The following is a 25,474-nucleotide window of genomic DNA, read 5'->3' on the forward strand; positions in this document are numbered from 1 at the left end:
GCGAGTTCCGCGCCGGCCGCCTGCTGCGAGCAGCGCAGGGCAGTCGGCCGAAGGCCGACCGGGGGTGGCGGGTCGCCTTCTTTGCTGACTTTCTTGGCGAAGCAAGAAAGTCAGTCGCCCGCCGGGGCGAACACCCGGCCAACGTCACGAAAAACAACGGAACGCCGGCCGGTAACGGCCACCCCACCGGGCATCGAGATGCTTTACCTGCCGAGGGTGAAAACGCTTTCCATACTTAACGCGAACAGCGCTAATTCATTCGACCTCCGCCGCTTGAGCCACTGGCAAGCCAATGATCGGACGTCCAAGGTCGACTGAATTCGACCCCACGGGCACTCAAGCCATTGCCATGGTTTCAGGGAGGGCATCTGAGAATCCAGGTTCATTCCCGCTCTCTCAGTTGGGGCGCCCCCGCGCTTCGGCCAGACGGGCGACCATCTTGCGCACCGCTGCCATCTGCGGCCCGTTGCGGGTGGCGTAATCAAGGGACGCATAGCCCCACCAGTCCCAGCAGCCCTTCGGGTTGTACACCCAGCGCAGGGAGCCCGCAGCGGCCCCGCTGCGCGCCACCGTCTGGGGATAGAGCACCACCAGCCGGTTGCTCTCCGCCCACGCGTTGTAGCCGGCCCCCTCCACAAAGCGGCGCCCCACCTGGTCTTCACCCTGGCGGCAGCCATGGAAAGCCACATGCACCTGGCACCCCCCGGAGCGGCAGGCTGCCGGAATATAGGCGAAGCCCTGCTCCGCCATGCTGATGTCCACGGGCCGACCGGCGATGAAGGGGCGCTGGTCGAAGGCCACCAATGACTCGGGGCGCCCCGTGGACTTGGGCTTCAGGGGGCCGAGCAGATGGCCGAGCAGTTCCCCCGGCGCGTCAAAGTCACCGCAGCGGTTGATGAAGGGCGGCTCGGAAGTGTCGCAAGCATTGGGCCGCGTATCGGAAACAGAGATCATGGCGTGGCCCGCATCCGGCAGGGGCACCAGCCGGATCGAAGCGGCCGGCATCCACTGCCGGTAGAAAGCCACCAGCGCATCCACCACGGGGCGCTCCACCGTGTGGTCGGCACCGCCCGTCAGCACCCACACCTTGTCGTCCGCCAGCCCGGCGGGCGGGTCGATCAGATCCAGGCGGGCGCGGGACTCCATGCGCGGTTTGATGGAATCGGGTGTCGGCGGCGGCGCCCAGCTCTTGGGGGCCATGCAGTTGTTGAGGGCGCGCCAGGTGCTGCCCTCGGCGCAGTCGTAGGGGCCTGCCGCCAGCACGCCGGCACCCTTGACCAGGCCGGAAAAAGCCACCTGGAACTGCACCGCCATATAGCCGCCCGAGGAGATCCCCGACACGGTGACAGCATCACCTCGAGCACCCATGGCCGGCAGGGGCGGCGCCGCATGGGCGGAGAGCGCGCACCCGGCCAGGAGCAGCGCCGCGCAGGAAATTCGTTTCATGCTCATACTCCAATCAGCTGCCGGATCACGCCACCACCGGCCACCAGCCCAAGGGCACCAAAGGCCAGTGCCCCCACGATGAAGCCCCGGGCCCGCCTGGCCGGATCGGCGGCGTAGGCCAGAGCATAGGCGATACGGCCCAGCCACCACACCACACCCAGGCCCGCGGCGAGGGCATCGCTCACATAGGCGGCGGCGATCCACAGGCAGGGCAGCGTCATCACGGCCCATTCGAGGGTGTTCATCTGCACCCGGTAAAGCCGCTCGAACACCGGGTGGCCTGTCACGGCCGGCGCCTGGACGCCATACTTGTGGCGCCCCTTGCCCACGGCAAAGGTGGTTCCGAACATCAGCAGGACAATCAGCAGGGTGACCCCTGCCGTCAATGGCGAAGAAGACAGCATGTCAGCGGAACTGTTCTGATATGGAAGGGCCATAGCTTACCGGCCTATTGTGCGTTGCACATAAAATCCCTCCTTCTCTCCGTCCCCGCCATCCCATGCCCACGCACCCCGCCCGCGCCCTCCTCCACCTCCTCGCCCCCTACCGCCAGCGGGTGCTCATCGCCGCCATTGCCCTGGTGCTGGCGGCCGGCGCCATGCTGGCAGTAGGCCAGGGCCTGCGCACGGTGATCGACAAGGGCTTCTCGGCGGGCGACCCGGCCTGGCTGGATCGCAGCCTGGCCGCCATGTTCGGCGTCATCGTGCTGCTCGCCGTGGCCACCTATCTGCGCTTCTACAACGTGTCCTGGCTGGGTGAGCGGGTCACGGCCGACATCCGGCGGCGGGTCTTCGACCATCTGCTGTCCCTGCCGCCGGCATGGTTCGAGGCCGGCCGCACCGGTGAAGTGATCTCCCGCCTCACGTCCGACACCACCCAGATCGAAAACGTGGTGGGCTCCAGCCTGTCCATCGCCCTGCGCAACGCCCTGCTACTCATTGGCGGGCTGGTGATGCTGTTCACCACCAGCATCAAGCTCACCCTGCTGACCCTCGCCGGTGTGCCCCTGGTGGTCACGCCCATCGTGGTGTTCGGGCGCAAGGTGCGCCGGCTGGCCCGGGAGAGCCAGGACCGGGTGGCGGAGCTGGGCAACCGCATCGACGAGACCATCCACGAGATCCGCATCGTCCAGGCCTATGGTCACGAGGACGCCGACCGCCAGGACTTCGGACGCCGCGTGGAAGACAGCTTCGCCACCGCCCGCCAGCGCGTCGCCAGCCGGGCCAAGCTGGTTGCGGCGGTACTGCTGCTGGTGTTTGGCGCCATCGCCTTCATCCTGTGGGTGGGGGGTCATGATGTGCTGGCCGGGCGCCTGAGCGCCGGGGAGCTGTCGGCCTTCGTGTTCTACGCCGCCATCGTGGCCGGCAGCATCGGCGCCCTGTCGGAGGTGTGGGGCGAGCTGCAGCGGGCCGCCGGGGCCACCGAGAGGCTGATGGAAATCCTCGCCACTGCGCCGGCCATCCAGGCACCGGCCCAGCCTCGCCCCTTCCCGACACCGGCACGGGGGGCGATCGCCATCAACGGCGTGCGCTTCCACTACCCGTCGCGGCCCGACACCCCGGCCCTCGACGACTTCAGCCTGGCGGTGCAGCCCGGCGAGACGGTGGCCCTGGTGGGCCCTTCCGGGTCGGGCAAGAGCACCGTGTTCCAGCTGCTGCTGCGCTTCTATGACCCGGAGACCGGCCAGCTCGCCATCGACGGCGTACCCCTGGCCGAGGCCGACCCCCTGGCCCTGCGCCGCCATATCGCGCTGGTGTCCCAGGAGGCAGTGATCTTCGCCGCCAGCGTGGCCGACAACGTCCGCTACGCCCGCCCCGAGGCCAGCTTCGACGAGGTGCAGGCCGCCTGCCGCGCCGCCTTCGCCGACGAGTTCATCGCGGGCCTGCCCCAGGGCTACGACACCGACCTGGGCGAGCGTGGCGTGCGCCTGTCCGGCGGTCAGCGCCAGCGCATCGCCATCGCCCGGGCCATCCTCGCCGACCGGCCGGTGCTGCTCCTCGACGAAGCCACCTCGGCCCTCGACGCCGAGAGCGAGCGCATGGTCCAGCAGGCGCTCGATGGCCTGATGCGCCAGCGCACCACCCTTGTCATTGCCCACCGCCTTGCCACCGTGCAGAAAGCCCACCGGATCGTGGTGATGGACGGAGGGCGCATTGTCCAGCAAGGCAGTCATGCCGACCTGATTGCCGCCGATGGACTTTACGCACGCCTTGCACGCCTGCAATTTGTCGCCTGATGACTTTGGGCAGCGCTGGCCGATGCCCTGTGCCGGGCACGGGACGCGCTTTCAGATGCCGATTCCAGGGACAACTCGGGTAAAGTCACGCCTTTGATTTCTGCATTACTGGAACCCCTCCCCCATGGCCCAATACGTCATGTCCATGCTCCGCGTGAGCAAGGTCGTCCCCCCCAAGCGGCAGATCATCAAGGACATCTCCCTGTCCTTCTTCCCCGGCGCCAAGATCGGCCTGCTCGGCCTGAACGGCGCCGGCAAGTCCACCGTGCTGAAGATCATGGCCGGCGTCGAGAAGGAATACGACGGCGAAGTCCAGTGGCAACCCAATATGTCCATCGGCTACCTGGCCCAGGAGCCCAAGCTCGACCCAGACAAGACTGTCCGCGAAGAGGTCGAATCCGGCCTTGGCGAGGTGATGGAGGCCAAGCAGAAGCTGGAGGAGGTCTACGCCGCCTACGCCGAGCCGGATGCCGACTTCGACAAGCTGGCCGAACTCCAGGCCAGGTACGAGAACATCATCGCCACCAGCGGCGCCGACGTGGAAACCCAGCTCGAGATCGCCGCCGACGCCCTGCGCCTGCCCCCCTGGGATGCCAAGGTCGGCCCCCTGTCCGGCGGTGAGAAGCGCCGCGTGGCCCTGTGCAAGCTCTTGCTATCCCGCCCCGACATGCTGCTGCTCGACGAACCCACCAACCACCTGGATGCCGAGTCGGTCGAGTGGCTGGAACAGTTCCTGGTGCGCTTCCCAGGCACCGTGGTGGCCGTCACCCACGACCGCTACTTCCTCGACAACGCCGCGGAATGGATTCTCGAACTCGACCGCGGCCATGGCATTCCCTGGAAGGGCAACTACTCCAGCTGGCTGGAGCAGAAGGAAGCCCGCCTGGAGCAGGAGTCCAAGCAGGAAGGCGCCCGCATCAAGGCCATGAAACAGGAGCTGGAATGGGTGCGCTCCAACCCCAAGGCCCGTCAGGCCAAGAGCAAGGCCCGTATTGCCCGCTACGAGGAGATGTCCTCGGTGGAATACCAGAAGCGCAACGAAACCCAGGAGATCTTCATCCCCGTGGGCGAGCGCCTCGGCGACAAGGTCATCGAGTTCACCGACGTGTCCAAGGGCTTTGGCGACAAGCTACTGATGGACAAGGTGAATTTCAGCATCCCGGCGGGTGCCATCGTCGGCATCATCGGCCCCAACGGCGCCGGTAAATCCACCCTGTTCAAGATGATCACCGGCCAGGACACGCCGGATGCCGGCAACGTGGTGATCGGCCCCACGGTCAAGATCGCCTACGTGGACCAGTCCCGCGATTGCCTTGACGGCAGCAAGACGGTGTTCGACGAGCTGGCCGGCGGTGCCGACATCCTGACCATCGGCAAGTTCGAGATGCCCAGCCGGGCCTATATCGGCCGCTTCAACTTCAAGGGCGGCGACCAGCAGAAGCTGGTGGGCAACCTGTCGGGTGGCGAGCGCGGTCGCCTGCACCTGGCCAAGACGCTGATGAGCGGCGGCAATGTGCTGCTCCTTGATGAACCGTCAAACGATCTGGACGTGGAAACCCTGCGTGCCCTTGAAGATGCCCTGCTCGAGTTTGCCGGCTGTGCGCTGATCATCTCCCACGATCGCTGGTTCCTCGACCGGATCTGCACCCACATCCTGGCGGCCGAAGGCGAGTCCCAATGGACCTTCTTCGCCGGCAACTACCAGGAATACGAGGAAGACAAGCGCAAGCGTCTGGGTGAGGAAGGTGCCAAGCCCAAGCGTATCCGCTACAAGCCGATCAGCCGCTGATCGGTACGCCCTCCAGATAAAGCCCCGACCCAAACGGGGCTATATCATTGATCGCATCCAGGCGCACCGCATCATGCCCCCCTCTGCTTGCCATCCGGCGGCATCGCGCGGCCCATGTTCAAGTCAGAAATAAAATCAATCATGGTCCCGCCCAACGATAGCTTCATCGGCAGGCATCTGCCCGATTCATGGTTGCCCTGCGTGGGCGATACAGCGACTCAAGGCCGTACGCAGCCAGGATTCGTCGACTTCGCCAGTACGCTGAGCACAAACATGGCGCCGGGCATCGAGTACCACGGTGTGCGGCAAGGCGCCATGCGAGTTGCCAAATCGGGCGAGCAGACCACGAGGCTCCCTTGGCCCGTGTAACGCAATCATGGGGGGCGCCAAGGCTGACTGCACGGCGGCGGGTGCGGAAAGGGTTTCTGCAGGTCTTTGCAGAGCAACGGTCAGCACCCGCACCTTATCTTCGCGGGCAATAGCCGCCAGCAAAGGCATCTCGCTCACGCAGGGTGGGCAATCTGCACGCCAAAAATTGATGACGGAGGGACTTGGTTGCAATTTCGACAAGCGCACAAATTGCCGGCCATCCGACAGCTCGAAATCGAGGGCAGCGGCTGGGCTGCTGTCGGCATGGGCTGACGCATAAAGAAGCAGCCCGGCCACCGGAGCAAGGCTGGCTTTCATCGCACAGATAAAGAGGTCGGTCACAGGGCGAACTTGACACCTGCGTAGACGAAGCGACCACGATTCGGCCCCCAGATGTGGGTCACATCAATCGCGCCGCTGCCATCCACCCAGAGCATGCTTTCCTTGTCGGACTGCTTGAAGTCGAAGACATTGTCGGCGCCGAGGTAGGCAGACCATTGTCTGTTGATGCGGTATTCGCCACGCAAATCAACCGTCCAAAAAGACGGACTCTTGTCCATCTTCTTTGTGCCGTCGAAGTTGTAACGTTGGTTGTTGGCATAGTCATAGAACTTGGCCAGATCCTGGGGACCAGTCCAGGTACCACGCACCATGCCGGTCCACGGGCCCCATTCGTAATCGAGTCGCAGGTAGGCACGGGTCTCCGGACGAGCGAAAGCGAGCGTGCCGGGCTCGGAGAAATCGTAGCGGAAACGTTCAGCGGCGACGGTGGCCTCCAGTTGCGGTGTCCACTTGTAAGTAGCGGTGATGTCGCCACCACTGACTGTGACGGGCGTATCGGCCGAGGTGAAGAGCGTGATTGCTTTTCCGGTCACCGGATCAGTCGCGCCTGAATCGAGCAGCGCCATGTTCTTGATGCGGTTGTAGTTCAGCGAACTTGCCACGGCCAGCCGGTCGCCGGCATAAGACAGGGTGTAGGAGGCATTATCGGAAATCTCCGCCTTATCCACCTGCCGAACGATACGTGAGGTGTCGAGAATGCCGTGATCCTGCTCGAAGAACGAAGTCGGCGCCCGGAAACCGCGGCCAAGGGCAAATCGACTGTTCAGCTCATGTGTATGGTTGAGAAGGACGTTCAGGCGCGGGCTGGCAATGCCACCGAAAACGTTATGGTTGTCGTAACGCACCGAACCATTGACTTCAAGAAGCCCATTGAAGAAGGCGTGATAGGCCTGAAGGAATACGCCTGGGGTACGGTACTTATAGTTGTCGATGCCGTTGTTGGGCACGCCGCTGGCATCGGTGCCGATACTGCTGAGGTCTTCGTAGCGATAATTCAAACCTCCGGTGAGCAGTGTCTCGCCAATTGGCTGCTGCGTGCTGGCCTCGACGTAGTACTGGGTTTGATCCGCCTTGTAGAGGGCTTTCTCATAGAACGAGTCCTGCTTGTGCCGGGCATAGCCAAAAGAGAAGCGCAGACTGCCTTCGCCGAGCCGGCGGGTGGCACTGGAAATGAACTGTTGGCGATCGGTGAAAATGATCTCCGACATGCCAGCCCGTCCGTCGTTGTAGGGAACGATCAGACCGGTCGAGGGATCGATCCACCCCGCGCTGCTCGGCGAGCCGTGCTTACCCTTGCTCCAGTCGAACGGATTGCCGCCGCCATCGGCCTTGACGCCGCTGTAATCAGTCCCCATGGCGCCGCCCATACGCTTTTCGTCAACACTATCGAACCGGCCCTTGAGCTTGAAACCGGCGATGTCATCGACAAAGAAGCCGACGCCACCGAGATTGCGCTTGTAACCGGTGTATTCGGAAACCTTGTTGCCGTCGCCATCAACCGTGTCGTGCTGGTTGTGGTTGAAATTTGCCGTGATGGCGCCCCCGGAAAAAGCCTTGGCGCCAAACAGTTCGGTATTCATCTGACCGTAGGAACCAAACTGCTGGCTTGCCATGAATTCGTCCTTGTTCGGGCGACGCGTGACAATGTTGACCGAACCGGCCAAAGCCTCTGGTGCAATCAGGCTGGTACCGGCACCTCGCGAGATCTCGATGCGCTCAAGACCGCCCAGGCTGACGCTATCAAGACCGTAGGCGGAGGAAACCGATGAGAAGATCGGAATACCGTCGACCAGCAGGGTCGTATATCGCCCGGGCAAGTTGTTGAGCACCACATTGCGAACGTTGCAGATCGAGCACTCGGTCTGCACGGTAATGCCTGGACGTTTATCGAGAGCCTCGGTCAAGGTGGTGGCGCCGGTTTTCTCGAGTTCGCGGGCAGAAACACTTTCCGTAGCAATGATCTCGTCACGGAACACCGGCTTGATGCCCGTTGTCTTGCCGCTACGTACCGCGATTTCGCCGAGTAGGGTGTCAGCAGCGTTCGCGCTGCTCCAGACCAATAGTAGAGCGGCCACCAGCGGGCTCAAACGAGTGTAAAGCACGATATGCCTCCATAAGTTGCTTGGCTGGCTTGCACTCAGTGCTGGCTGGCTGAAAGAAAAAATCGACTTGCTGAGGGTTTCATTCCGCAGCCGTGGATGAAACGCTGCAGCCGCATCCTCATCGGAGAGTTGGACCGACTGGTCGATCGAAAACCGTGGGATGCACAATGGCTTGTGCGCCAACACCGGTCAGTAACCAACTCACGCGCTCGCTCCACAAGGCCTTTACGGTAGACCGCCTGCCTGCGGCGCGACACGGTCGCTCCATTTATCGGGAAATATATTACCACGTCCAGTTAAACCCTATTTTGAAAGAGGTCTTTCGCCACCACTGCGTCCCGTTTAGAGTAGCGGCTGAGGAAAGCATCCCGCGAACGCGCAGCAAAGAAGGGATTGCAGCGCCTTTCCTCACCAATGGTCGATACCGTGCGGCCATGAAAATCGTGCCCCGGGAACACCAGCGTTTCATCCGGCAGGACAAACAGCCGGTTCATCACCGAGTCGTAGAGGCGTCCGGGATCACACTCCCCGTTCTCCGCCTGACTGCAGCCACCCAGCGCCAGGGCATCGCCGCAGAAAATCCGATCCTGCCATAAGTAGCTGACGCTGCAGGGCGTGTGGCCAGGGGTGGCGATCACCTGCACGACCTGCGTACCCACGAGCAGCCGCTCACCATGGGCAACCGTACGCAGCCCCGCAGGCTGGCGCCCTCCTCCACCGACGAGCACCTGGGCACCCGGATAGAGATCGGGCAGATGTTCGTCCGGATCCACATGGGTGTGAGTGAGCAGGATCAGGCCGAGATCCAACTGGCGTTCAGCCAGCAAGGCACTCAGCAGCAGAACCTGACAGGGATCGGGGCGCGGATCGATGGCCACGGCCTGACCACTGACGGGGTCTCCCAGCAAGTAGCTCATGGCAGCCTGATCAGGCTCGAAGAACTGACGAAAATACATGGCGGGCTTTCAGTGACCTGCGATCTGGAACACGGCGAGCACGAGGGCGCCCAGGCAGGCAGGGCTGGACAGGAGAAGTCGGACGACAGAGGGCAGCCGGTCCGCCAGGCCCAGGCCGCTGGCAAAACCGGCGCCCATGGACCACAGCAGCAGGACGGCGGCAAGGGGATCGGCCGCGCCCCAGCGGTCCTGGCTGGCATGCGGCGCGAAGATCAACAAACCGGCCACCACCAGGCCGGTCAGCACCGACAGGATGCGGATACCGGTGTCGTCGGCTCCACCGCCACCCCGGCCACGGCCGTCGGCAGAGGCGTGGTCAGGCAGGGCCATTGTCTTCACCAATGCGCAGGCGCGCGTCGCTGAGGTAGATGTAGGGCGGCACTTCCAGGTTGGTCGGGGCCGGCTTGTTCTTGAAGACCCGCCCGGCGAAATCGAAGGTGGAGCCATGGCAGGGGCACAGGAAACCACCCGGCCAGTCCGCGCCGATAGCTGGGTTGCCGGGCTGGAAGGCCGACGAGGGCGAGCAGCCCAGGTGGGTGCAGATCCCCACCGCCACGAAGATCTCCGGGCGCCGTGAGCGGTGTGGGTTGTGCGCGTACTCCGGTTGCTGCGATTCCACGGCGGAGCCCGGGTCGGCCAGCTCTCCCTCAGCCTTGGCCAGGGCCGCAAGCATCTCCGGGGTGCGGTGCAGGACCCACACCGGCTTGCCGCGCCATTCGACCACCATCATCTCGCCCGGCGCGAGCTTGTCGATATCCACCTCCACCGGCGCACCGGCGGCCATGGCCCGCTCGGAGGGCGTGAGGCTGGCCACGAAGGGAACGGCCGCCGCCGCTGCCAGCACGCCCCCCACACCCGCGGTGGCAATCAGCAACTGGCGTCGGCCAGGGTTGCAGGGCGTCGAGCAGGACGCGGGGGTGTTCGGACTACCGAGAGTGGAAACGGGGGTGCTTGCCATGGGGGCTTCTCCTGGGGACTGGGGCGTCGATGTCGGACACAAATATAAGCAAGTGCTTATCAAGTCCCGTGCCAGAACGGCGCGTCAGGAGAAAACCCTTTTACTACAATCGCTTAAAAACAAAATCAGCTTGTGGACGCCCAGGCTTGAAATGAAATGGCAGCGCCAGTGGCAGCACTTTGTCGGATCTCTGGCAGCCGTGGCAGCCTGTCGGCATTGCTGTCACGCTGACGCCCGCCGCGGATTCATATCCATCATCGGGCACCTCAAACAGCGCGTGTCCCTCACCGGTGCAAGGCTGGCGCGATCAGCCATTCATCGCACGGGACATAAGGGCCTGGTGCAGCCAGCGCGGCGTTGCCCATGTCAGGATCACGAGGGCCCTGTTGGGCCAGCCTGCCACAACGCTGATGCGGCCGGCCTGCAAGGCCCGAATACCGGCGCGCACGACGGGGGCTGGCCGCATCATCAACTGCTTCAGCGCGGGTGTGATCTTCTGCTGTGCCGCGGCGGCGAAGCCAGTGTCCGACATGCCCGGACAGAGTGTCGTCACGGTGATGCCATCACGTTTGAGCTCCCGATGGAGCGCCTCGCCCAGGCGCAACACGTAGGCCTTGGCGGCGGCATAGACGGCGAAGTTCTGTACGCCCTGATAGGCCAGCAGGCTGGCAACCAGCAGGATCTTCCCGCTTCCCCGCGCCCGCATCTCCCGGGCAAACACATGGGTGACGGCGGTCAGACTTGCGACATCAAGCTGCACCATTGCCAGTGTCTCGTCCAACGTGCGGTCCACGAACGGACCCTGTAATCCGTGGCCGGCGTTGTTGATCAGGATGTCGACGGCCACGCCCTGCGCCTGTAGGCGCTGGTGAAGCTGGACGACTGCCGCAGTATCAGCAAGATCTACCTGCTCCACCATGACCTCGATACGGTATTGCCGACGTAACGTATCGGCGAGTGCCTGCAGTCGGTCAAGTCGGCGCGCAACCAGGACCAGCGAGCGACCTTGCGCGGCATACTGGCGGGCGAATTCTTCGCCGAAGCCGCTCGATGCGCCGGTGACAAGCACCCATGATTTGTTGGTTGTGGTCATTTTTTACCTGTAGTCGTTGGTTGCGAGCTTGTCGGAGAGGCTGTTGTGGCTTGCGTGGGGTGCATCCCAGCCGCTGCCCAACGCCCGGAAAGAGGCGATGGCGGCACGCGCCGCGTCGGTCTGCGCCTGGGCCTTGGCGTCACGTGCCTGTAGCAGCTTGCTGTCGGCATCGAGCACCTCGATCAGGCTGACGACGCCGCCCTTGTAGGCGGCCAGCGAGTTGTCGCGCGCCCGGGCGAACGACGATTCACCCCGCGTCAGGATGCCCACCTGCGCTTCATGTTTGACCAGCGCAGAGAGGGCATTCTCGACATCCGCGGCAGCTTGCAGCACGGCCAGCCGGTAAGCCGCCAGGGCCTCCGCCTCCTGGCCACGCGAGGCGGCGATCTGCGCTTCGACGCGACCGAAATCGAACAGGCGCCAGCGCAGCCCGAGGACGCCCTGGGCCTGGCTGGCGGCCCCCGTAAAGAGATTGCCGCTTGCCATTGCGGTGCTGCTGCCCAGTAGGGCGGCGAGCGAGAACTTGGGGTAGTACTCGGAGACGGCCATGCCGATACGCGCATTGGCCGCTGCCAGACGCCGTTCGGCGGCGATGAGGTCCGGCCGGCGCCGGATCATCTCGGCCGGTGTGCCGCTCGCCGCCAGGCCCGGCGCAACCGGAACCGGCGTCACCGCAGCCAGTTCGGAGCGGTGGGTTCCGGGCTGCGCGCCCAGCAGTACGTCCAGCGCATTCATCGCCGCGTCGAGGCCGGCTTCCAGGGCGGGGATCTGCGCCTGCGCCTGCGCCAACGAACCCTCTGCCTGGTTCATTTGAAGTTCGGCAGCGACGCCCTTCCTGTACTGGAGACTGACGATGTCGAGCAAGCGGCGACGAGTGTCAGCCTGCTGTCTGGCGATTGCGATGCGCGCCTGCAGGCCGCGGATGGTCACGTACACGTCGGCCGTCTGGGCGGTGACGGCCAGGCGTGTCGCTACCGCTCCAGCTTCGGATGCCTCGTAGGCGGCGCGTGCGGCCTCCCGCCCCCGCTGCAGACCACCGAACACGTCGATCTCCCAGCTGGCGCCGAGATTGGCCTCGTACAGGTTGCCGCTGCGGTCGAAGCCCGATGTGGCGTTGAGCACCTGTCCGAGGGGGGTCTCGACCGACTGGTAGTTGCGCGCAGCGTTGGCACTGACGCTGGCTGCCGGCAGCAGTACTGCGTCGGCGTAGCGCAATGCCGCGCGCGACTGGGCGACCCGGGCAGCCGCCTGGGCGATATCCAGATTCTGTTCAAGGACCAATGAAACGAAACGGGTCAGCAGGGGATCGTCAAAGGCGGCCCACCAGACGGTGAGATCGGCCTGGCGCAGCACCGGCCGGAGATCGACTGCGCGCTGCCCGAGGAAAGCGGGCGACAGTGCGATCTCGGGTGACCGGTAGTCGGAGCCGATGGCGCAGCCCGTCATGATGCCGGCACTTGCAAGCAGGGCCAGGAGGCGGGGAAGAACGAGCATGGGAGTCCTTGGGGATTGAACTGTGATTGTGACTATATCCTAACCTGGTCACTTGTTGTCAAGTCACTTCCGACGCGCTATTGTTTCCCCATGAACGAAATCGAATCTTCCAGCCCGCAGGCACGCGGCCCCGCCGATCACAGCGTCCGAGAGCAGATCGTCGAAGCGGCCGGCAAACACTTCAGTCACTACGGCTACGACAAGACCACGGTCTCCGACCTGGCCAAGGCGATCGGCTTCTCCAAGGCCTATATCTACAAGTTCTTCGACTCCAAGCAGGCTATCGGCGAGGCCATCTGCACCCGGACCCTGAGCGCCATCGTCGCCGCGGTCGACGAGGCAATTGCTGGCGGCACTACGGCAACAGAAAAATTACGTTTGTTATTCAAATCTTTAGCAAAGACTGGCGTGAATCTCTTCTTCAATGAGCGCAAGCTGTACGACATCGCTGCGCATTCCGCCGGCGAAGGATGGCCGTCTGCCCTGGCTTACGGCCAGCGCATCCGGCAGATCCTGACGGAGATCATCCGCGAAGGCCGGGAGATGGGTGAGTTCGAGCGCAAGACGCCACTCGACGAGACGGTGCATGCCATCTATCTCGTCATGCAGCCTTATGTGAATCCACTCCTGCTTCAGTACAACCTCGACCTCGTGGAAGACGCACCAACCCGGTTGTCGAACCTGGTGTTGCGTAGCCTGGCACCTTAAATCACCTCGCCAGCAAAGTGACTGTTGACAATATTGGTCACTAGACTGAGGATGGAGGCCTTCGCATTCCTGGAGGTCGCCATGCTTCAGCGTCGTACTATTTACTCGCTCGCCGCCGTCGGTCTGTTGCCTTTAGCTCTGGCCGCCTGCAGCGAGGCTACTTCTTCAACGGATCCACGGATCCAGCTCCCTGTTGTGCGGGTAAGCGCGGTAGAGGCCTCCGCACAGACCGAGCGTTCGTTCACCGGCGTCGTTGCGGCGCGGGTCCAGAGCGATCTGGGCTTTCGTGTTTCCGGCAAGATTCTGGAACGTCTGGTCGATACCGGGCAGGCCGTCAAGCGCGGCCAGGCGCTGATGCGCATCGACCCCACCGATCTACGTCTCGCCACGCGCGCCCACGAGGAAACCGTGGCCGCAGCCACCGCGCGCGCCGGCCAGACCGCGGAGGACGAGCTGCGCTACCGTGATCTCGTTGCCGCGGGGGCGGTGTCGGCCTCTGCCTACGACAAGATCAAGGCGGCCGCCGAGGCGGCAGGGGCGGAGCTGAAAGCCGCCCAGGCCCAGGCCGACCTCGCCCGCAACGAAAGCCGCTACACGACCCTGCTCGCCGACGCGGACGGCGTAGTGGTGGAGGCGCTGGCCGAGCCGGGCCAGGTTGTCAGTGCCGGGCAGGTCGTCATCCGTGTGGCCCATGCCGGACGCCGCGAGGCGGTGATCAACCTTCCCGAGACCCTGCGCCCGGAGGTCGGATCCGTGGCGCGTGCGGTCTTGTATCGGGGAGGGCTCACCGGCGCCGCAAGACTGCGCCAACTGTCGGATGCAGCCGCCCCCCAGACGCGCACCTTCGAGGCGCGTTATGTGCTTGAGGGCCGCCTGGCTGACGTGCCGCTGGGTTCCACCGTCTCCATCCACCTCCCCCGGGAGCGCTCCGCTGCGGTGCGGGAGATACCGATAGGCGCAATCTTCGATCCGGGCAAAGGGCCCGGTGTATGGCTGGTCAAAGGAGACGTGCCACGAGTCAGCTGGCGCGCAGTGGAGGTGGCCGGGCTCAGTGGCGAAACCGCCGCCATCATCGGCGGCCTCGATGCCGGTGATCGCGTGGTCACGCTCGGAGCGCACCTGCTGCACGAAGGTCAGCAGGTGTGGCTGGCGGATGGCGAAGCTGCGCAAGCGGTGAAGGTCGCTGGCGGGGAGCAGAGATGAGCGCCTTCAACCTCTCTGCCCTCGCCGTCCGCGAGCGCTCGGTCACGCTGTTTCTGATGCTGGCGATCTTCGTCGCCGGCGTCGTGGCCTTCCTGACGCTGGGTCGGGCCGAGGACCCCGCCTTCACGATCAAGCAGATGACCGTGATCACCGCCTGGCCCGGGGCAACCGCCAGGGAAATGCAAGAGCTGGTTGCCGAGCCTCTGGAAAAGCGCATGCAGGAGCTGCGCTGGTATGACCGGACCGAGACCTTCACGCGACCGGGTCTGGCCTTGACCACGGTGTTCCTGCTCGACAGCACGCCCCCCCTCGAGGTGCCCGACCAGTTTTATCAGGCACGCAAGAAACTCGGCGACGAAGCTGGCAAGCTGCCGAGTGGCGTCATTGGCCCGATGGTCAACGACGAATACGCCGACGTAACCTTTGCGCTGTATGCCCTGAAGGCCAGGGGGGAGCCGCACCGACACCTGGTGCGCGATGCAGAGGCCATACGCCAGCGCCTGCTGCATGTGGCCGGGGTCAAGAAGGTCAATATCATCGGCGAGCAGGCCGAGCGGATCTTCATCGAGTTTTCCCATGACCGCCTCGCCACACTGGGCGTCGCCCCGCGTGACCTATTTGCTGCGCTGAACGGGCGCAACGTCATGACGCCGGCCGGTTCGATCGAGGCCAAGGGCCCGCGGGTCTTCATCCGCCTGGACGGCGCCATTGACGATCTGGAGGCGATCCGCAAAACGCCGGTCGCGGCCCGCGGCAGCAACTTGAAGCTCGGCGACATCGCCGAGGTGAAGCGGGGTTACGAGGATCCCGCCACCTTCCTGATCCGCAACAACGGCGAACCGGCCTTGCTGCTCGGGGTGGTCATGCGTGAGGGGTGGAACGGCCTCGACCTGGGCAAGGCGCTGGAGGCTGAAGCGGCGACGATCAATGCCGGGATGCCGCTCGGCATGAGCCTGTCCAAGGTGACGGACCAGTCGGTCAATATCCAGTCCGCCGTCGGCGAGTTCATGGTCAAGTTTCTGGTCGCCCTCGGCGTGGTGATGCTGGTCGGCTTTCTCAGCATGGGCTGGCGCGCCGGCATCGTGGTCGCGGCCGCGGTGCCGCTGACCCTGGCCGTCGTCTTCATCATCATGGCCGCCACCGGCAAGAACTTCGACCGCATCACCCTGGGCTCCTTGATATTGGCCCTGGGGCTGCTGGTCGACGACGCGATCATCGCCATCGAGATGATGGTTGTGAAGATGGAGGAAGGCTACGACCGCATCCGCGCCGCCGCCTATGCGTGGAGCCACACCGCCGCACCCATGCTGGCCGGAACGCTGGTCACGGCGATCGGCTTCATGCCCAACGGCTTCGCCAAGTCGACTGCTGGCGAGTACACCAGCAACATGTTCTGGATCGTCGGTATTGCCTTGATCGCCTCGTGGATCGTCGCCGTCGTGTTCACCCCCTATCTGGGCGTGAAGCTGCTGTCGAACTTCCAAGCGCACGCGGACGCGCAGCAGAAAATCTACGCCACGCCGAACTACGAACGCTTCCGCCGCCTGCTGGGCTGGGTGGTCCGGCGCAAGTGGCTGGTCGCGGCGAGCGTGATCGGCGCCTTCACTGTTGCGGTAGCGGGCATGGGCGTGGTCAACAAGCAGTTCTTCCCTACATCCGACCGGCCGGAAGTGCTTGTCGAGGTGCAGATGCCGTATGGCACGTCAATCGAGCAGACCAGTGCTGCTACAGCAAAGGTCGAAGCCTGGCTGGCGAAGCAGACCGAGGCCCGGGTGGTCACAGCCTACATCGGCCAGGGCGCGCCCCGTTTCTTTCTGGCGATGTCACCTGAATTGCCTGATCCGTCGTTCGCAAAAATCGTGGTCCTCACGCGGGATGACAAGGAACGGGAAGCCCTCAAGCTCAGGCTGCGCCAGGCAGCGGCCGACGGGCTGGCACCCGAGGCACGCGTCCGCGTGACCCAGATCGTGTTCGGCCCCCCTTCCCCATTCCCCGTGGCCTACCGCGTCATGGGACCGGACCCGGACACGCTGCGTGACATCGCGGCAGAGGTGCGTGGCGTCATGCAGGCTTCAGCACAGATGAGAACAGTCAACACCGACTGGGGCGAGCGCGTGCCCGCACTGCATTTTTCGCTCGACCAGGACAGGCTGCAGAGCCTTGGTCTCTCTTCCAGCGACGTGGCCCAACAGCTTCAGTTCCTGCTGAGCGGTATCCCGATCACCGAGGTGCGCGAGAACATCCGTTCGGTCCAGGTTGCAGCCCGCTCGGCCGGCAACACCCGGCTCGATCCGGGCCGGATCGCCGACTTCACCCTGGTGGGTGCCACCGGCCAGCGGATTCCGCTATCGCAAGTCGGCAGCGTGGAAGTGCGCATGGAGGACCCCATCCTGCGCCGTCGGGACCGCACGCCGACGATCACCGTGCGAGGTGATATCGCCGAGGGCTTGCAGCCGCCGGACGTCTCCACCGCCGTGCTGAAGGATCTTCAGCCCATCATCGCCAAGCTGCCTGCCGGCTACCGGATCGAGGAGGCGGGCTCCATCGAGGAGTCGGGCAAGGCCAACCGCGCCCTGGCGCCGCTGTTCCCCATCATGATCGCCCTGACCTTGATCACCATCATCTTCCAGGTCCGCTCAATCTCGGCGATGACAATGGTGTTCGCCACCGCGCCGCTCGGTCTGATCGGAGTGGTGCCCACCCTGCTGCTCTTCCAGCAGCCATTCGGCATCAACGCACTGGTCGGCCTGATTGCACTTTCGGGAATCCTGATGCGCAACACGCTCATCCTGATCGGCCAGATTCGCGGCAACGAGAAGGACGGCCTAGCGCCCTTCGATGCCGTGGTCGAGGCTACCGTGCAGCGCGCCCGCCCGGTCATCCTGACTGCGCTCGCCGCCATCCTGGCCTTCATCCCGCTGACGCAGTCGGTCTTCTGGGGAACGCTGGCTTACACCTTGATCGGCGGCACCTTCGCCGGAACAATCCTGACCCTGGTGTTTCTGCCGGCCCTGTACGCGATCTGGTTCAAGATCAGGCCGCTGTCGGGCGACGCGCCAGTCACTCCGACTGAGCCCGCGGAACCTGCCCTGGCCTGGAAGAAGTAATCGGCATGCCGGCACTGCAGCGCACTGCCGGCATGCCGCAAGCAGTCGGAGGCCATTTCAAGATCAGCTACCGCCTACTACCAGGCGAATGGCTGCAAATCCAAAGACACCAGAGAACACAAGCCTTGAGGCTTTCGGGATAACGCCGGAAGCCAAAAAGCGCTTCGCGAGTCGGGACGCAGCAAAGGCGTAGAGCACATCGAATGCAAAACCAAGCCCGACCAGGACGACGCCAAGCGTCAGATACTGCGCCGCCAAGTCGCGCTGCGGGGAGATGAACTGGGGCAGCAAGAGCGCGCAGAACATCAGGGCCTTCGGGTTCAGCAAATTGGTCATCACCCCACTGCGAATGGCCTCCCCGCCCTTGCCGACATGATTAGCGTCTTCCAGTCCCCCTGGCCCACCGGCTCGCAGTATCTTCCATGCAAGAAATAGCAGATAGGCGGCGCCAAGCCACCGAACAATATCGAACAAACCGGGGTGCGTATGAAACAGCGCAGCCAGGCCGAGGGCGGACAGCGAGACATGAGCGGTTCTCGAAATGGCCAATCCAACTGCGGCCATCAAGCCGTTCCTTGGCCCTCTGAAGGCCGATGTGGAGATCACCAAAGCCATGTCAGGCCCCGGCAGAAGATAGACAGCAGCCAGCGCGGCAACAAAAACCAGTAGATCGGGCAAGGCAATCATCGACGTGTTCGAGAGGCTGTTCGGGGAAAACATGTTCCCACGTACAGCCCGAAATTTGCTGCCACCTCCTCCATCAAAACCCTAGAATCCGGAGGAGTCCTTCCTTAATACCGCATTCCTGACATGAATCCACTCGTTGAACAGCTCGACAAGACCGACTTGGCGATATTGCGGGAGCTGCAAGCCGACGGCCGGCTATCAAACGCCAGACTGTCCGAAAAGCTATCCCTGAGTGAAACCCCCTGCTGGCGAAGGCTCAAGCGCCTCGAGGCCGATGGGTTCATTGAGGGCTACCAGGCGAGGCTCAGTCGGAAGAAGCTTGGCTATGGCGTTGTGGCCTTCGTCCAGGTTACCTTGGGTAACCATGCCGGCGAAGCGCCGCTGGAATTCGAGAGGCACGTAGCCAGCATGCCCGAGATACTGTCTTGCCATAACGTCACCGGTGATTGCGACTACATGCTGCAAATCGTTGCCCGTGACCTGGATGCCTATGGCCTGTTCATTCGAGAGCGGCTGCGCAAGTTGCCAGGGCTGAGCTCGATAAGGTCGAACCTTTCCTTGCGGGATGTGAAGTCCTCAGCCGCATTGCCGGTGTGAGCGAGGCAATGGACCTTGGCAGTTTTGCCATGCAGCGATGCGCCTCTACTCCGCGCGGCAGATATCGCCACGCAGCGCAGCGCGCACCGTGAGCCCGCCAAGCAGGGCGATAACGATGCTGGTGATCAGCACCAGTGCCCCGCCCAGGAGACGGAACGCGGACAGCCCACCGAGCTCGGCCATTGACAGGGTCGCGACACTCAGCGCGGCCAGGGGAAATGAGTACGCCCAGGCTGATACAAAGAACGGAACCCGAAAGAAGCGCAGCGCATTGCTGGCGAAGAGCATGCCCAGGAACAGGGCCGTGTAGTACAGCACCCGCCCGAAGGCGTCGAGGCCGCCAGAAAGGCTGGTGTAAGCAACAAAGCCAACTGAGGGCGGCGCCAGCAGGATGAACAGCGTGGGTGTGAGGCGCAGGGCCAGCGGCGCATGGAAGAACAGGCGATACATCACGATGGCGAACAGCACGATCCAGAACACCAGCCCGATGCTGAAGAAGAACCACGACACCTCCGCCGGCGCAAACCTGACGCCCGCCAGCGGGACGATGATGTTGCCCACCACCGGAATGAACCAGGCCGGGTTGAGGTGCTGGATTTCGAAATGGGTGTGGTGGATCCAGGCGCTCATGGTCCGCAAGGTGAAGGCCAAGTGCAATGCGGCGCCCAGGCCCCACATCCAGCCCGCCACCTCCGGTGCCATCCGGCTCCAGGCTGTTGCCAGCAACAGGATGCCGATGGAGATGGCGGGAACGAAGTTCATCTTTACCGGGTGGGACGCTTCGGCCCGTGCCGCGGCCGAGTGGCGAAACAGCTTGGCCCCATAGAAGCCTGCCACAACCAGAAAGACCAGGCCGGCCAGCACGGCAAGCCCCTGCCCCACGAGTCCCGACCAACCGAGCACATGGGCAGCCTTCTGCCAGGCCAGGGCAAGCCCGGCTATCCCCATCACCGTGGAGAAGAGCGCAACCGGAAAATGGGCAAGGGACGTCTCATGGTGCGCCTCAGGCGTCTTTGCGGAGCTTGGTGTGGGGTTCATGTTTACATTGGGGTAAGGATTCGGACGCATGATGGCATGGCCCCGCCTGCCCTTGGACGGCAATCCCACCCCCTGGGGGTCGGAATACCACCACGGACACCGGACTTACCACGCCTCCATCAGGCGGAGACTGAGTGCACGCGCACGCATGCCTTTACCTGTTGTCGACGCGGTACATTTTGGCCGGATTCATCTTCATGCCCCAGGGCAGGCCGCTGTTCTGCCAGCCGTTAATCAGACGAAAGCCCGCCTGGGGGCCTTCCTTGATGGCCGAGCCCTGGAAGCCGTTGATGACATAGCGGGCGTTGGGAAAGCCATTGGCCCGCAGGAAGGCGGCACTGGGCTCGCCCCGCTCGCTGCCCGAACGGCACAGGGTGATCACCTCGGCATCCATGTCCAGGCCACGCTTCTCCAGCTCCGCCTTGATCTGTCTGGCGAAGTCCGGGTTCTGGTTCAGCTTGTAGACCCCGCGCTTGTCGTCCCAGGCGCTGCGGTCCACCATCAGGAATGGCACATTCACGTGAACAGCATCGGTGAAACCCACAAACATGATCTCGACCGGATCACGCACATCCACAAACAGCATCTTCTGATCGGCCTGCTGTAGCCGTGCATGGACCTCGGTCGCAGGAACGGCCATATCCACCGCCCGGGCCGAGAGGGCCAGCAGGCCCAGTGAAGCAGCAATGATCAAACGTTTCATGACGTCTCTCCCTTATGGGTTCACTTGAGCCCGATGGCCTGCATCAGCTGGCCGGCGTTGCGGGCATATTCGATGGCGGCGACCTTTCCGTCGGCCATTCGTACGATAGTTGCAGCCCCTTTCTGACGGGGCAGGTCAGCCAGTTGAGCGGCATCCCGCCCGAGCCCGACCGCGAAGGGCATCTCCCGCAGCGCCGGCAGGGCGAACATCCGCGTGACCAGGGCCGGCATGGCGCTGATGTCCGCGAAGTAAACGGCGCCCAGCCCATCAAGAACCCCGGCGGGACGAGCGGCCAGCACCTCGTTGATCAGGTCGCTGGCGGCCTTGTCCGCCGCAAACAGGACAAGACGCGTATTCGCGGAAGTGGACACCGTCCTGCCGTGCTGATCCTCAAGCGCCAACGCCGGAAATACGGCCCCGGGAAGGATGGGCGCCGCATCTGCGGCCAGGGACAACACCAGGGCAAGCAGGCCTCCCGCCACGCGCGACAACAGCAAAGCCTTGAATCTCATACGCACTCCCTATCTCGATAAATGCGCCCGGATCTCAGGCGCCCCTCGCCAAGTCGGCCTTGCCGCCTGACTGCCCGGCTCAATGAAGGAACTTAAGGGTCGCCGCAACGAGCAGCGCCAGCAAACAGGCCCAACCCGAAAACAGCCAGCGCCATAAGGGTGCTGCAGGGATGAAGCCCACACCGCGGACGAACCCCGCGCTCATGGCCATGAACAATGCCAGCGCCAACCCGTGATCGGCCCGGGCATCCGCATGGGTGAACAAGAGCGGGTAGAGCGAGCCCGCCAGCATGATCAGCATGGCGGCTGCCAGACTCGGCAGATGCATCGTCCCAGGACACTGCTCGCCAGGGGGTTCAGGTGATTCCCGGAATGCCATGTTCAAAGACGACCCCAAAATATTAGCAGACACTGATTTATTCTCGTATTTAGACGTTTCCCGCAAGCCTGCATTCAATGACCCGTCAGGAAGGCGGATTGTCGCCACGCGGGCGGCGAGGCAAGGATTGACGGCTCGCCTCATGCTCGGCCCACAGCGCATTGAGAATGGCCAGGAAGACGGCAAAGCCGATACCCAGAACCCAGGTGAAGTACCACATGTTGTTGACTCCTTGGAAAGCAGCTCAATAGGCCGAGTGACTGTTCTCGCGCACGTAGGCGGCGGTGACCTTGCCCCCCATCACCCGGTAGGCCCAGCCTGTGTAAAGAATGATGATGGGCATGAAGATCAGCGTGGCCCACAGCATGATGTTGAGGGTCAGCTGGCTGGAGACGCTGTCCCACACCGTGAGGCTGGCGCGCGGGTCGAGGGACGAGGGCATGATGAAGGGGAACAGGGCCGCGCCTGCGGTGCCGATGACACCCACAATGGCCAGCGCCGACGCCCAGAAGGCGGCCATGCTGCGGCCGGAGCGCGCCAGCGCCTGGGCGGCAAACACGCCAGCCACGCCGAGGGCAGGCAGAAGCAGGGTTGCGGGATAGGCCCGATAGTTGGCGAACCAGGCACCCGCCTCCCGGACCACGGTCTTGGCCAGGGGGTTGGGCAGCGCGGCTCCGTCCACCGCCGACTGGATGACGTAGCCGGGAATCCCCATCCACAGCCACACGCCGGCGGCAACAAAGCTCAGCACCATCAGCCCGCCAAAGAAACCGGCGGCCCGCAGCGCCCGCCACTGGATCTCACCCTGGGTACGGTGCACCAGGTAGATGGCGCCATGGAAGGTGATCATGGCTGTGGACACCATGCCGCAGAGCAGCGCAAAGGGGTTGAGCAAGGCCCAGAAGCTGCCGGAGTAGGTGGATACCAGGTGGTCATCGAAGCTGAAGGGCACGCCCTGGAACAGGTTGCCGAAGGCCACGCCGAAGATCAGCGGCGGCACCGCCCCACCGATGAACAGGCCCCAGTCCCAGGTCTTGCGCCAGGTGGGGTTGCTGATCTTGCTGCGGTAATCAAACCCCACCGGGCGGAAGAACAGGGCCCACAACACGGCCAGCATGGCCCAGTAGAAACCCGAGAAGGCCGTGGCATAGACCAGCGGCCAGGCGGCAAAGATGGCGCCACCGCCGGTGATGAACCACACCTGGTTGCCGTCCCAGTGGGGGCCGACCGTGTTGATGACGACCCGCCTCTCGGTGTCATCTTTGCCGACAAAGGGCAGCAGCGTGCCCACGCCCATGTCGTGGCCATCCATGATGGCGAAGCCCACCAGCAGCACGCCGACGAGCAGCCACCAGATCAGTTTGAGGGATTCATAGTCGAGCATTTTGCGTGTCCTCGGTTCAGGCGTGGGCCTCGTTGGCGTAGCGGCCGGTGCCCAGGCTGCCCGGGCCCTGCTTGGCAAACTTGATCATCAGGTACATCTCGACCACCAGCAGCACGGTGTAGAAGCCGACAAAGCCGGCCAGGGAACCGTAAAGGCTCTCCACACTGAGGGTGGAGACGGAGAGATGGGTGGGCAATACGCCGTAGATGGTCCAGGGCTGACGACCGTATTCCGCCACGAACCAGCCGACCTCGCAGGCGATCCACGGCATGGGCAGGGAATACAAGGCCGCGCGGAGCAGCCAGGGCTTGTCAGCAAAGTCACCCTTCACCGAATGCCACAGGGCCAGGCCGAAGAGCAGCAGCATCGCAAAGCCCAGGGCCACCATCAGGCGGAAGCTCCAGAACATCGGCGCGACACGGGGAACGGTGTCATTCACGGCTTTCTCGATGATCCCCGGCGTGAGCTGGTCGAAGTGGCTGACGTACTTCTTCAGCAGCAGACCAAAGCCCAGGTCCGCCTTGTGCGCCTCGAACTCGCGGCGGGCGGCTTCGTCATTCTGGTCACGGCGCAAGGCATCAAGGGCCGTCACTGCCTCGATACCGGAGACGATGCGCTCCCGGTTTCTTGCCTTGATCTCCTTGATGCCGGGAATCTGCTTGTCCAGGGAGCGGGTGCCGATGAGCCCCATCACCCAGGGGATCTCGATGGCGAAGTCGTTCTTCATCTCCGCTTCGTTGGGGATGGCGATGAGGTTGAAGGGTGCTGGGGCCGGTTCGGTCTCCCACATGGCTTCCATGGCGGCAAGCTTGGTCTGCTGGGCCTCGCCCACCGTGTAGCCCGACTCGTCGCCGAGAACGATCACCGAACACACGGACGCAAAGCCGAAGGCAGCGGCGATGCCGAAGCTGCGCTTGGCAAACTCCACGTCGCGACGACGCAGCAGATACCAGGACGAGATCGACAGCACGAACATGGCACCAGTGACATAGCCGGCCGACACGGTATGCACGAACTTGGCCTGGGCGTCCGGGTTGAAGACCACGGCCCAGAAGTCGGTCATCTCCATGCGCATGGTCACATAGCTGAACTCGGCGCCCACCGGGTTCTGCATCCAGCCATTGGCAATCAGGATCCACAGGGCCGACAGATTGGTCCCCACCGCCATCAGCACCGTCACCAACAGGTGTTGCCGGCGCGACAGGCGATCCCAGCCAAAGAAGAACAGGCCGATCATGGTCGATTCGAGGAAGAAGGCCATCAGCCCCTCGATGGCCAGCGGCGCCCCGAAGATGTCCCCCACGTAGTGGGAGTAGTAGGCCCAGTTGGTGCCGAACTGGAACTCCAGGGTGATGCCGGTGGTGACGCCAAGGGCAAAGTTGATGCCGAAGAGCTTGCCCCAGAAGCGGGTCATGTCCTTGTAGAGGGGCTTGCCGGTCATCACATACACCGACTCCATGATCACCAGCATCCACACCATGCCGATGGTCAGGGGAACAAACAGGAAGTGGTACAGGGCGGTGGCGGCAAACTGCAGCCGGGAGAGGTCGACCAGTTGTTCACTGACCATGGGGGGCTCCTTGGACGACGGGGTTGGGGGTGAACTGCCAGGACAGCGCCGCCGGATCGACCTGTGTAGTGCTGTCGCGCACGAAGAACCACCACAGCGCAAACAAGGCAAACAACTTGATGACAAGCACCCAGCCCAGGTGGCGTCGCAAGAGAGAGTCGGATGGGGTCACGGTTCTGGCAGTCTGATGAAATATCAGTCATTGCTAATCAAGAGCCGTGCCACTCTTCTGTTTTGAGAAAAATCCTATATTGCCCAACACCTTGACCGGAACGTTGATCGAGCCTCAAGGACGCCGGTTTGACCGCCAGACACCGCCATGGCAGTATTTGGCAGCAAAACTGCCAGCACCCCTCCCCCATGACCAACCGGCTCCGCCCCCTGCCCGAACTCGTCTCCTTTCTGGAGACCCTGCCCGAGCCGCACATCCTGTGCGACCGCAACTACCGCATCCTGGCGGCCAATGCCGCCTACCGGGCCAACTGCGGGCGGCCGGACGACCTGATCGGACGCAAGTGCTTCGAGGTGTCCCATCACTATCCGGTGCCCTGCGACCAGGCCGGCGAGTCCTGCCCGTTGCGGATGAGCCAGCACAGCGGGCAGATACAACGCGTGCTGCACCTGCATCACACGTCGCGCGGCGAAGAGCACGTCGACGTGGCCATCGCCCCGATTCGCGACGACAAGGGCCGGCTCGCCTACTTTGTCGAAACCATGCGCGTGGTCAAGCATGCCTCGAGCCATCCGGCAGCCGAAGGCCTGGTCGGCCGTGCAGCGTCTTTCAGCCGCATGCTGTCGCTG

Annotated in this window: 26 protein-coding genes; 8 read left to right on the top strand and 18 right to left on the bottom strand. The window is 63.7% G+C overall.

What is annotated here, in order from left to right:
• Positions 1-239: hypothetical protein (locus J0L98_RS15610; protein ID WP_296412713.1), on the top strand; the 239-nt coding region annotated here is incomplete at its 5' end.
• Positions 240-396: 157 nt separating this feature from the next.
• Here the strand turns inward: J0L98_RS15610 and J0L98_RS15615 are convergent.
• Positions 397-1,446, bottom strand: a complete 1,050-nt coding sequence (locus J0L98_RS15615) for a poly(3-hydroxybutyrate) depolymerase (RefSeq protein ID WP_296412715.1) — start codon at positions 1,444-1,446, stop codon at positions 397-399.
• Between the two features lie 2 nt (positions 1,447-1,448).
• Positions 1,449-1,850 carry an MAPEG family protein gene (locus tag J0L98_RS15620; protein WP_296412717.1) on the bottom strand — a complete coding sequence of 134 codons (402 nt, stop codon included), beginning with the start codon at positions 1,848-1,850 and terminating at the stop codon, positions 1,449-1,451.
• Between the two features lie 95 nt (positions 1,851-1,945).
• On the opposite strand from J0L98_RS15620, the gene J0L98_RS15625 reads away from it, so the two are divergent.
• The gene (locus J0L98_RS15625; protein ID WP_296412718.1) at positions 1,946-3,682 is read left to right on the top strand and encodes an ABC transporter transmembrane domain-containing protein; all 1,737 of its coding nucleotides are present in this window, start codon (positions 1,946-1,948) and stop codon (positions 3,680-3,682) included.
• A 124-nt stretch (positions 3,683-3,806) separates the two neighbouring features.
• Positions 3,807-5,471, top strand: coding sequence for an energy-dependent translational throttle protein EttA (gene ettA / locus J0L98_RS15630; RefSeq protein WP_296412719.1), 1,665 nt, complete (start codon positions 3,807-3,809; stop codon positions 5,469-5,471).
• 186 nt (positions 5,472-5,657) lie between these two features.
• Here the strand turns inward: ettA and J0L98_RS15635 are convergent, their stop codons facing one another.
• From J0L98_RS15635 to J0L98_RS15665, 7 genes are all read right to left on the bottom strand, one after another.
• Positions 5,658-6,182 carry a TlpA disulfide reductase family protein gene (locus J0L98_RS15635; protein WP_296412720.1) on the bottom strand — a complete coding sequence of 175 codons (525 nt, stop codon included), beginning with the start codon at positions 6,180-6,182 and terminating at the stop codon, positions 5,658-5,660.
• On the bottom strand, positions 6,179-8,284 hold the full coding sequence (locus J0L98_RS15640; protein ID WP_296412721.1) for a TonB-dependent receptor: 2,106 nt from the start codon (positions 8,282-8,284) through the stop codon (positions 6,179-6,181). Before J0L98_RS15640 ends, J0L98_RS15635 begins: the two co-directional genes overlap by 4 nt.
• Positions 8,285-8,580: 296 nt before the next feature.
• Entirely contained in the window at positions 8,581-9,240 is a 660-nt protein-coding gene (locus J0L98_RS15645) for an MBL fold metallo-hydrolase (RefSeq protein WP_296412722.1), read from the bottom strand.
• Positions 9,241-9,249: 9 nt separating this feature from the next.
• Positions 9,250-9,570 carry a cyd operon YbgE family protein gene (locus J0L98_RS15650; RefSeq protein ID WP_296412723.1) on the bottom strand — a complete coding sequence of 107 codons (321 nt, stop codon included), beginning with the start codon at positions 9,568-9,570 and terminating at the stop codon, positions 9,250-9,252.
• Positions 9,557-10,198: a ubiquinol-cytochrome c reductase iron-sulfur subunit gene (gene petA, locus J0L98_RS15655; protein ID WP_296412724.1), complete on the bottom strand. Its 642-nt coding sequence runs from the start codon at positions 10,196-10,198 to the stop codon at positions 9,557-9,559. The genes J0L98_RS15650 and petA overlap by 14 nt, the downstream gene beginning before the upstream one ends.
• Positions 10,199-10,505: 307 nt before the next feature.
• Positions 10,506-11,291, bottom strand: coding sequence for an SDR family NAD(P)-dependent oxidoreductase (locus J0L98_RS15660; protein ID WP_296412725.1), 786 nt, complete (start codon positions 11,289-11,291; stop codon positions 10,506-10,508).
• Between the two features lie 3 nt (positions 11,292-11,294).
• Entirely contained in the window at positions 11,295-12,785 is a 1,491-nt protein-coding gene (locus J0L98_RS15665) for an efflux transporter outer membrane subunit (protein ID WP_296412726.1), read from the bottom strand.
• A gap of 90 nt (positions 12,786-12,875) precedes the next feature.
• On the opposite strand from J0L98_RS15665, the gene J0L98_RS15670 reads away from it, so the two are divergent.
• The 3 genes from J0L98_RS15670 (at position 12,876) to J0L98_RS15680 (ending at position 17,803) form a co-directional block, all read left to right on the top strand.
• A complete protein-coding gene (locus J0L98_RS15670) occupies positions 12,876-13,493 on the top strand; it encodes a TetR/AcrR family transcriptional regulator (protein WP_296412727.1) in 618 nt (205 codons plus the stop codon).
• 81 nt (positions 13,494-13,574) lie between these two features.
• Entirely contained in the window at positions 13,575-14,696 is a 1,122-nt protein-coding gene (locus J0L98_RS15675) for an efflux RND transporter periplasmic adaptor subunit (protein ID WP_296412728.1), read from the top strand.
• A complete protein-coding gene (locus tag J0L98_RS15680) occupies positions 14,693-17,803 on the top strand; it encodes an efflux RND transporter permease subunit (RefSeq protein ID WP_296412729.1) in 3,111 nt (1,036 codons plus the stop codon). Before J0L98_RS15675 ends, J0L98_RS15680 begins: the two co-directional genes overlap by 4 nt.
• 63 nt (positions 17,804-17,866) lie before the next feature.
• Here J0L98_RS15680 and J0L98_RS15685 read toward each other — a convergent pair whose 3' ends face one another.
• The gene (locus tag J0L98_RS15685; RefSeq protein ID WP_296412730.1) at positions 17,867-18,523 is read right to left on the bottom strand and encodes a LysE family translocator; all 657 of its coding nucleotides are present in this window, start codon (positions 18,521-18,523) and stop codon (positions 17,867-17,869) included.
• A 90-nt stretch (positions 18,524-18,613) separates the two neighbouring features.
• Between J0L98_RS15685 and J0L98_RS15690 the strand changes: the two genes are divergently transcribed.
• Positions 18,614-19,087, top strand: coding sequence for an Lrp/AsnC family transcriptional regulator (locus tag J0L98_RS15690; RefSeq protein ID WP_296412731.1), 474 nt, complete (start codon positions 18,614-18,616; stop codon positions 19,085-19,087).
• A 45-nt stretch (positions 19,088-19,132) separates the two neighbouring features.
• Here J0L98_RS15690 and J0L98_RS15695 read toward each other — a convergent pair whose 3' ends face one another.
• The 8 genes from J0L98_RS15695 to cydP all read right to left on the bottom strand — a co-directional run bounded on the left by J0L98_RS15695 (position 19,133) and on the right by cydP (position 24,845).
• Positions 19,133-20,125, bottom strand: a complete 993-nt coding sequence (locus J0L98_RS15695; protein WP_296412732.1) for an SLAC1 anion channel family protein — start codon at positions 20,123-20,125, stop codon at positions 19,133-19,135.
• 154 nt (positions 20,126-20,279) lie between these two features.
• On the bottom strand, positions 20,280-20,828 hold the full coding sequence (locus J0L98_RS15700; RefSeq protein ID WP_296412733.1) for a rhodanese-like domain-containing protein: 549 nt from the start codon (positions 20,826-20,828) through the stop codon (positions 20,280-20,282).
• Positions 20,829-20,848: 20 nt separating this feature from the next.
• Positions 20,849-21,340: a hypothetical protein gene (locus J0L98_RS15705; protein ID WP_296412734.1), complete on the bottom strand. Its 492-nt coding sequence runs from the start codon at positions 21,338-21,340 to the stop codon at positions 20,849-20,851.
• A 79-nt stretch (positions 21,341-21,419) separates the two neighbouring features.
• Positions 21,420-21,863 carry a cyd operon YbgE family protein gene (locus tag J0L98_RS21620; protein ID WP_365954906.1) on the bottom strand — a complete coding sequence of 148 codons (444 nt, stop codon included), beginning with the start codon at positions 21,861-21,863 and terminating at the stop codon, positions 21,420-21,422.
• Positions 21,805-21,939: a cytochrome bd-I oxidase subunit CydX gene (gene cydX / locus J0L98_RS15715; protein WP_296412736.1), complete on the bottom strand. Its 135-nt coding sequence runs from the start codon at positions 21,937-21,939 to the stop codon at positions 21,805-21,807. The genes J0L98_RS21620 and cydX overlap by 59 nt, the downstream gene beginning before the upstream one ends.
• A gap of 24 nt (positions 21,940-21,963) precedes the next feature.
• On the bottom strand, positions 21,964-23,103 hold the full coding sequence (gene cydB, locus J0L98_RS15720) for a cytochrome d ubiquinol oxidase subunit II (protein ID WP_296412737.1): 1,140 nt from the start codon (positions 23,101-23,103) through the stop codon (positions 21,964-21,966).
• Between the two features lie 16 nt (positions 23,104-23,119).
• On the bottom strand, positions 23,120-24,673 hold the full coding sequence (locus tag J0L98_RS15725) for a cytochrome ubiquinol oxidase subunit I (RefSeq protein WP_296412738.1): 1,554 nt from the start codon (positions 24,671-24,673) through the stop codon (positions 23,120-23,122).
• Positions 24,663-24,845 (bottom strand): cytochrome oxidase putative small subunit CydP, encoded by a 183-nt coding sequence (gene cydP, locus J0L98_RS15730; RefSeq protein WP_296412739.1) that lies wholly within the window; start codon positions 24,843-24,845, stop codon positions 24,663-24,665. The genes J0L98_RS15725 and cydP overlap by 11 nt, the downstream gene beginning before the upstream one ends.
• Before the next feature lie 188 nt (positions 24,846-25,033).
• Here cydP and J0L98_RS15735 point away from each other — a divergent pair.
• Positions 25,034-25,474 (top strand): PAS domain-containing protein (locus J0L98_RS15735; protein WP_296412740.1); only part of this gene is annotated, 441 nt, incomplete at its 3' end.

Source organism: Zoogloea sp. (assembly GCF_017302315.1).
In the GTDB taxonomy this organism is placed as follows: domain Bacteria; phylum Pseudomonadota; class Gammaproteobacteria; order Burkholderiales; family Rhodocyclaceae; genus Zoogloea.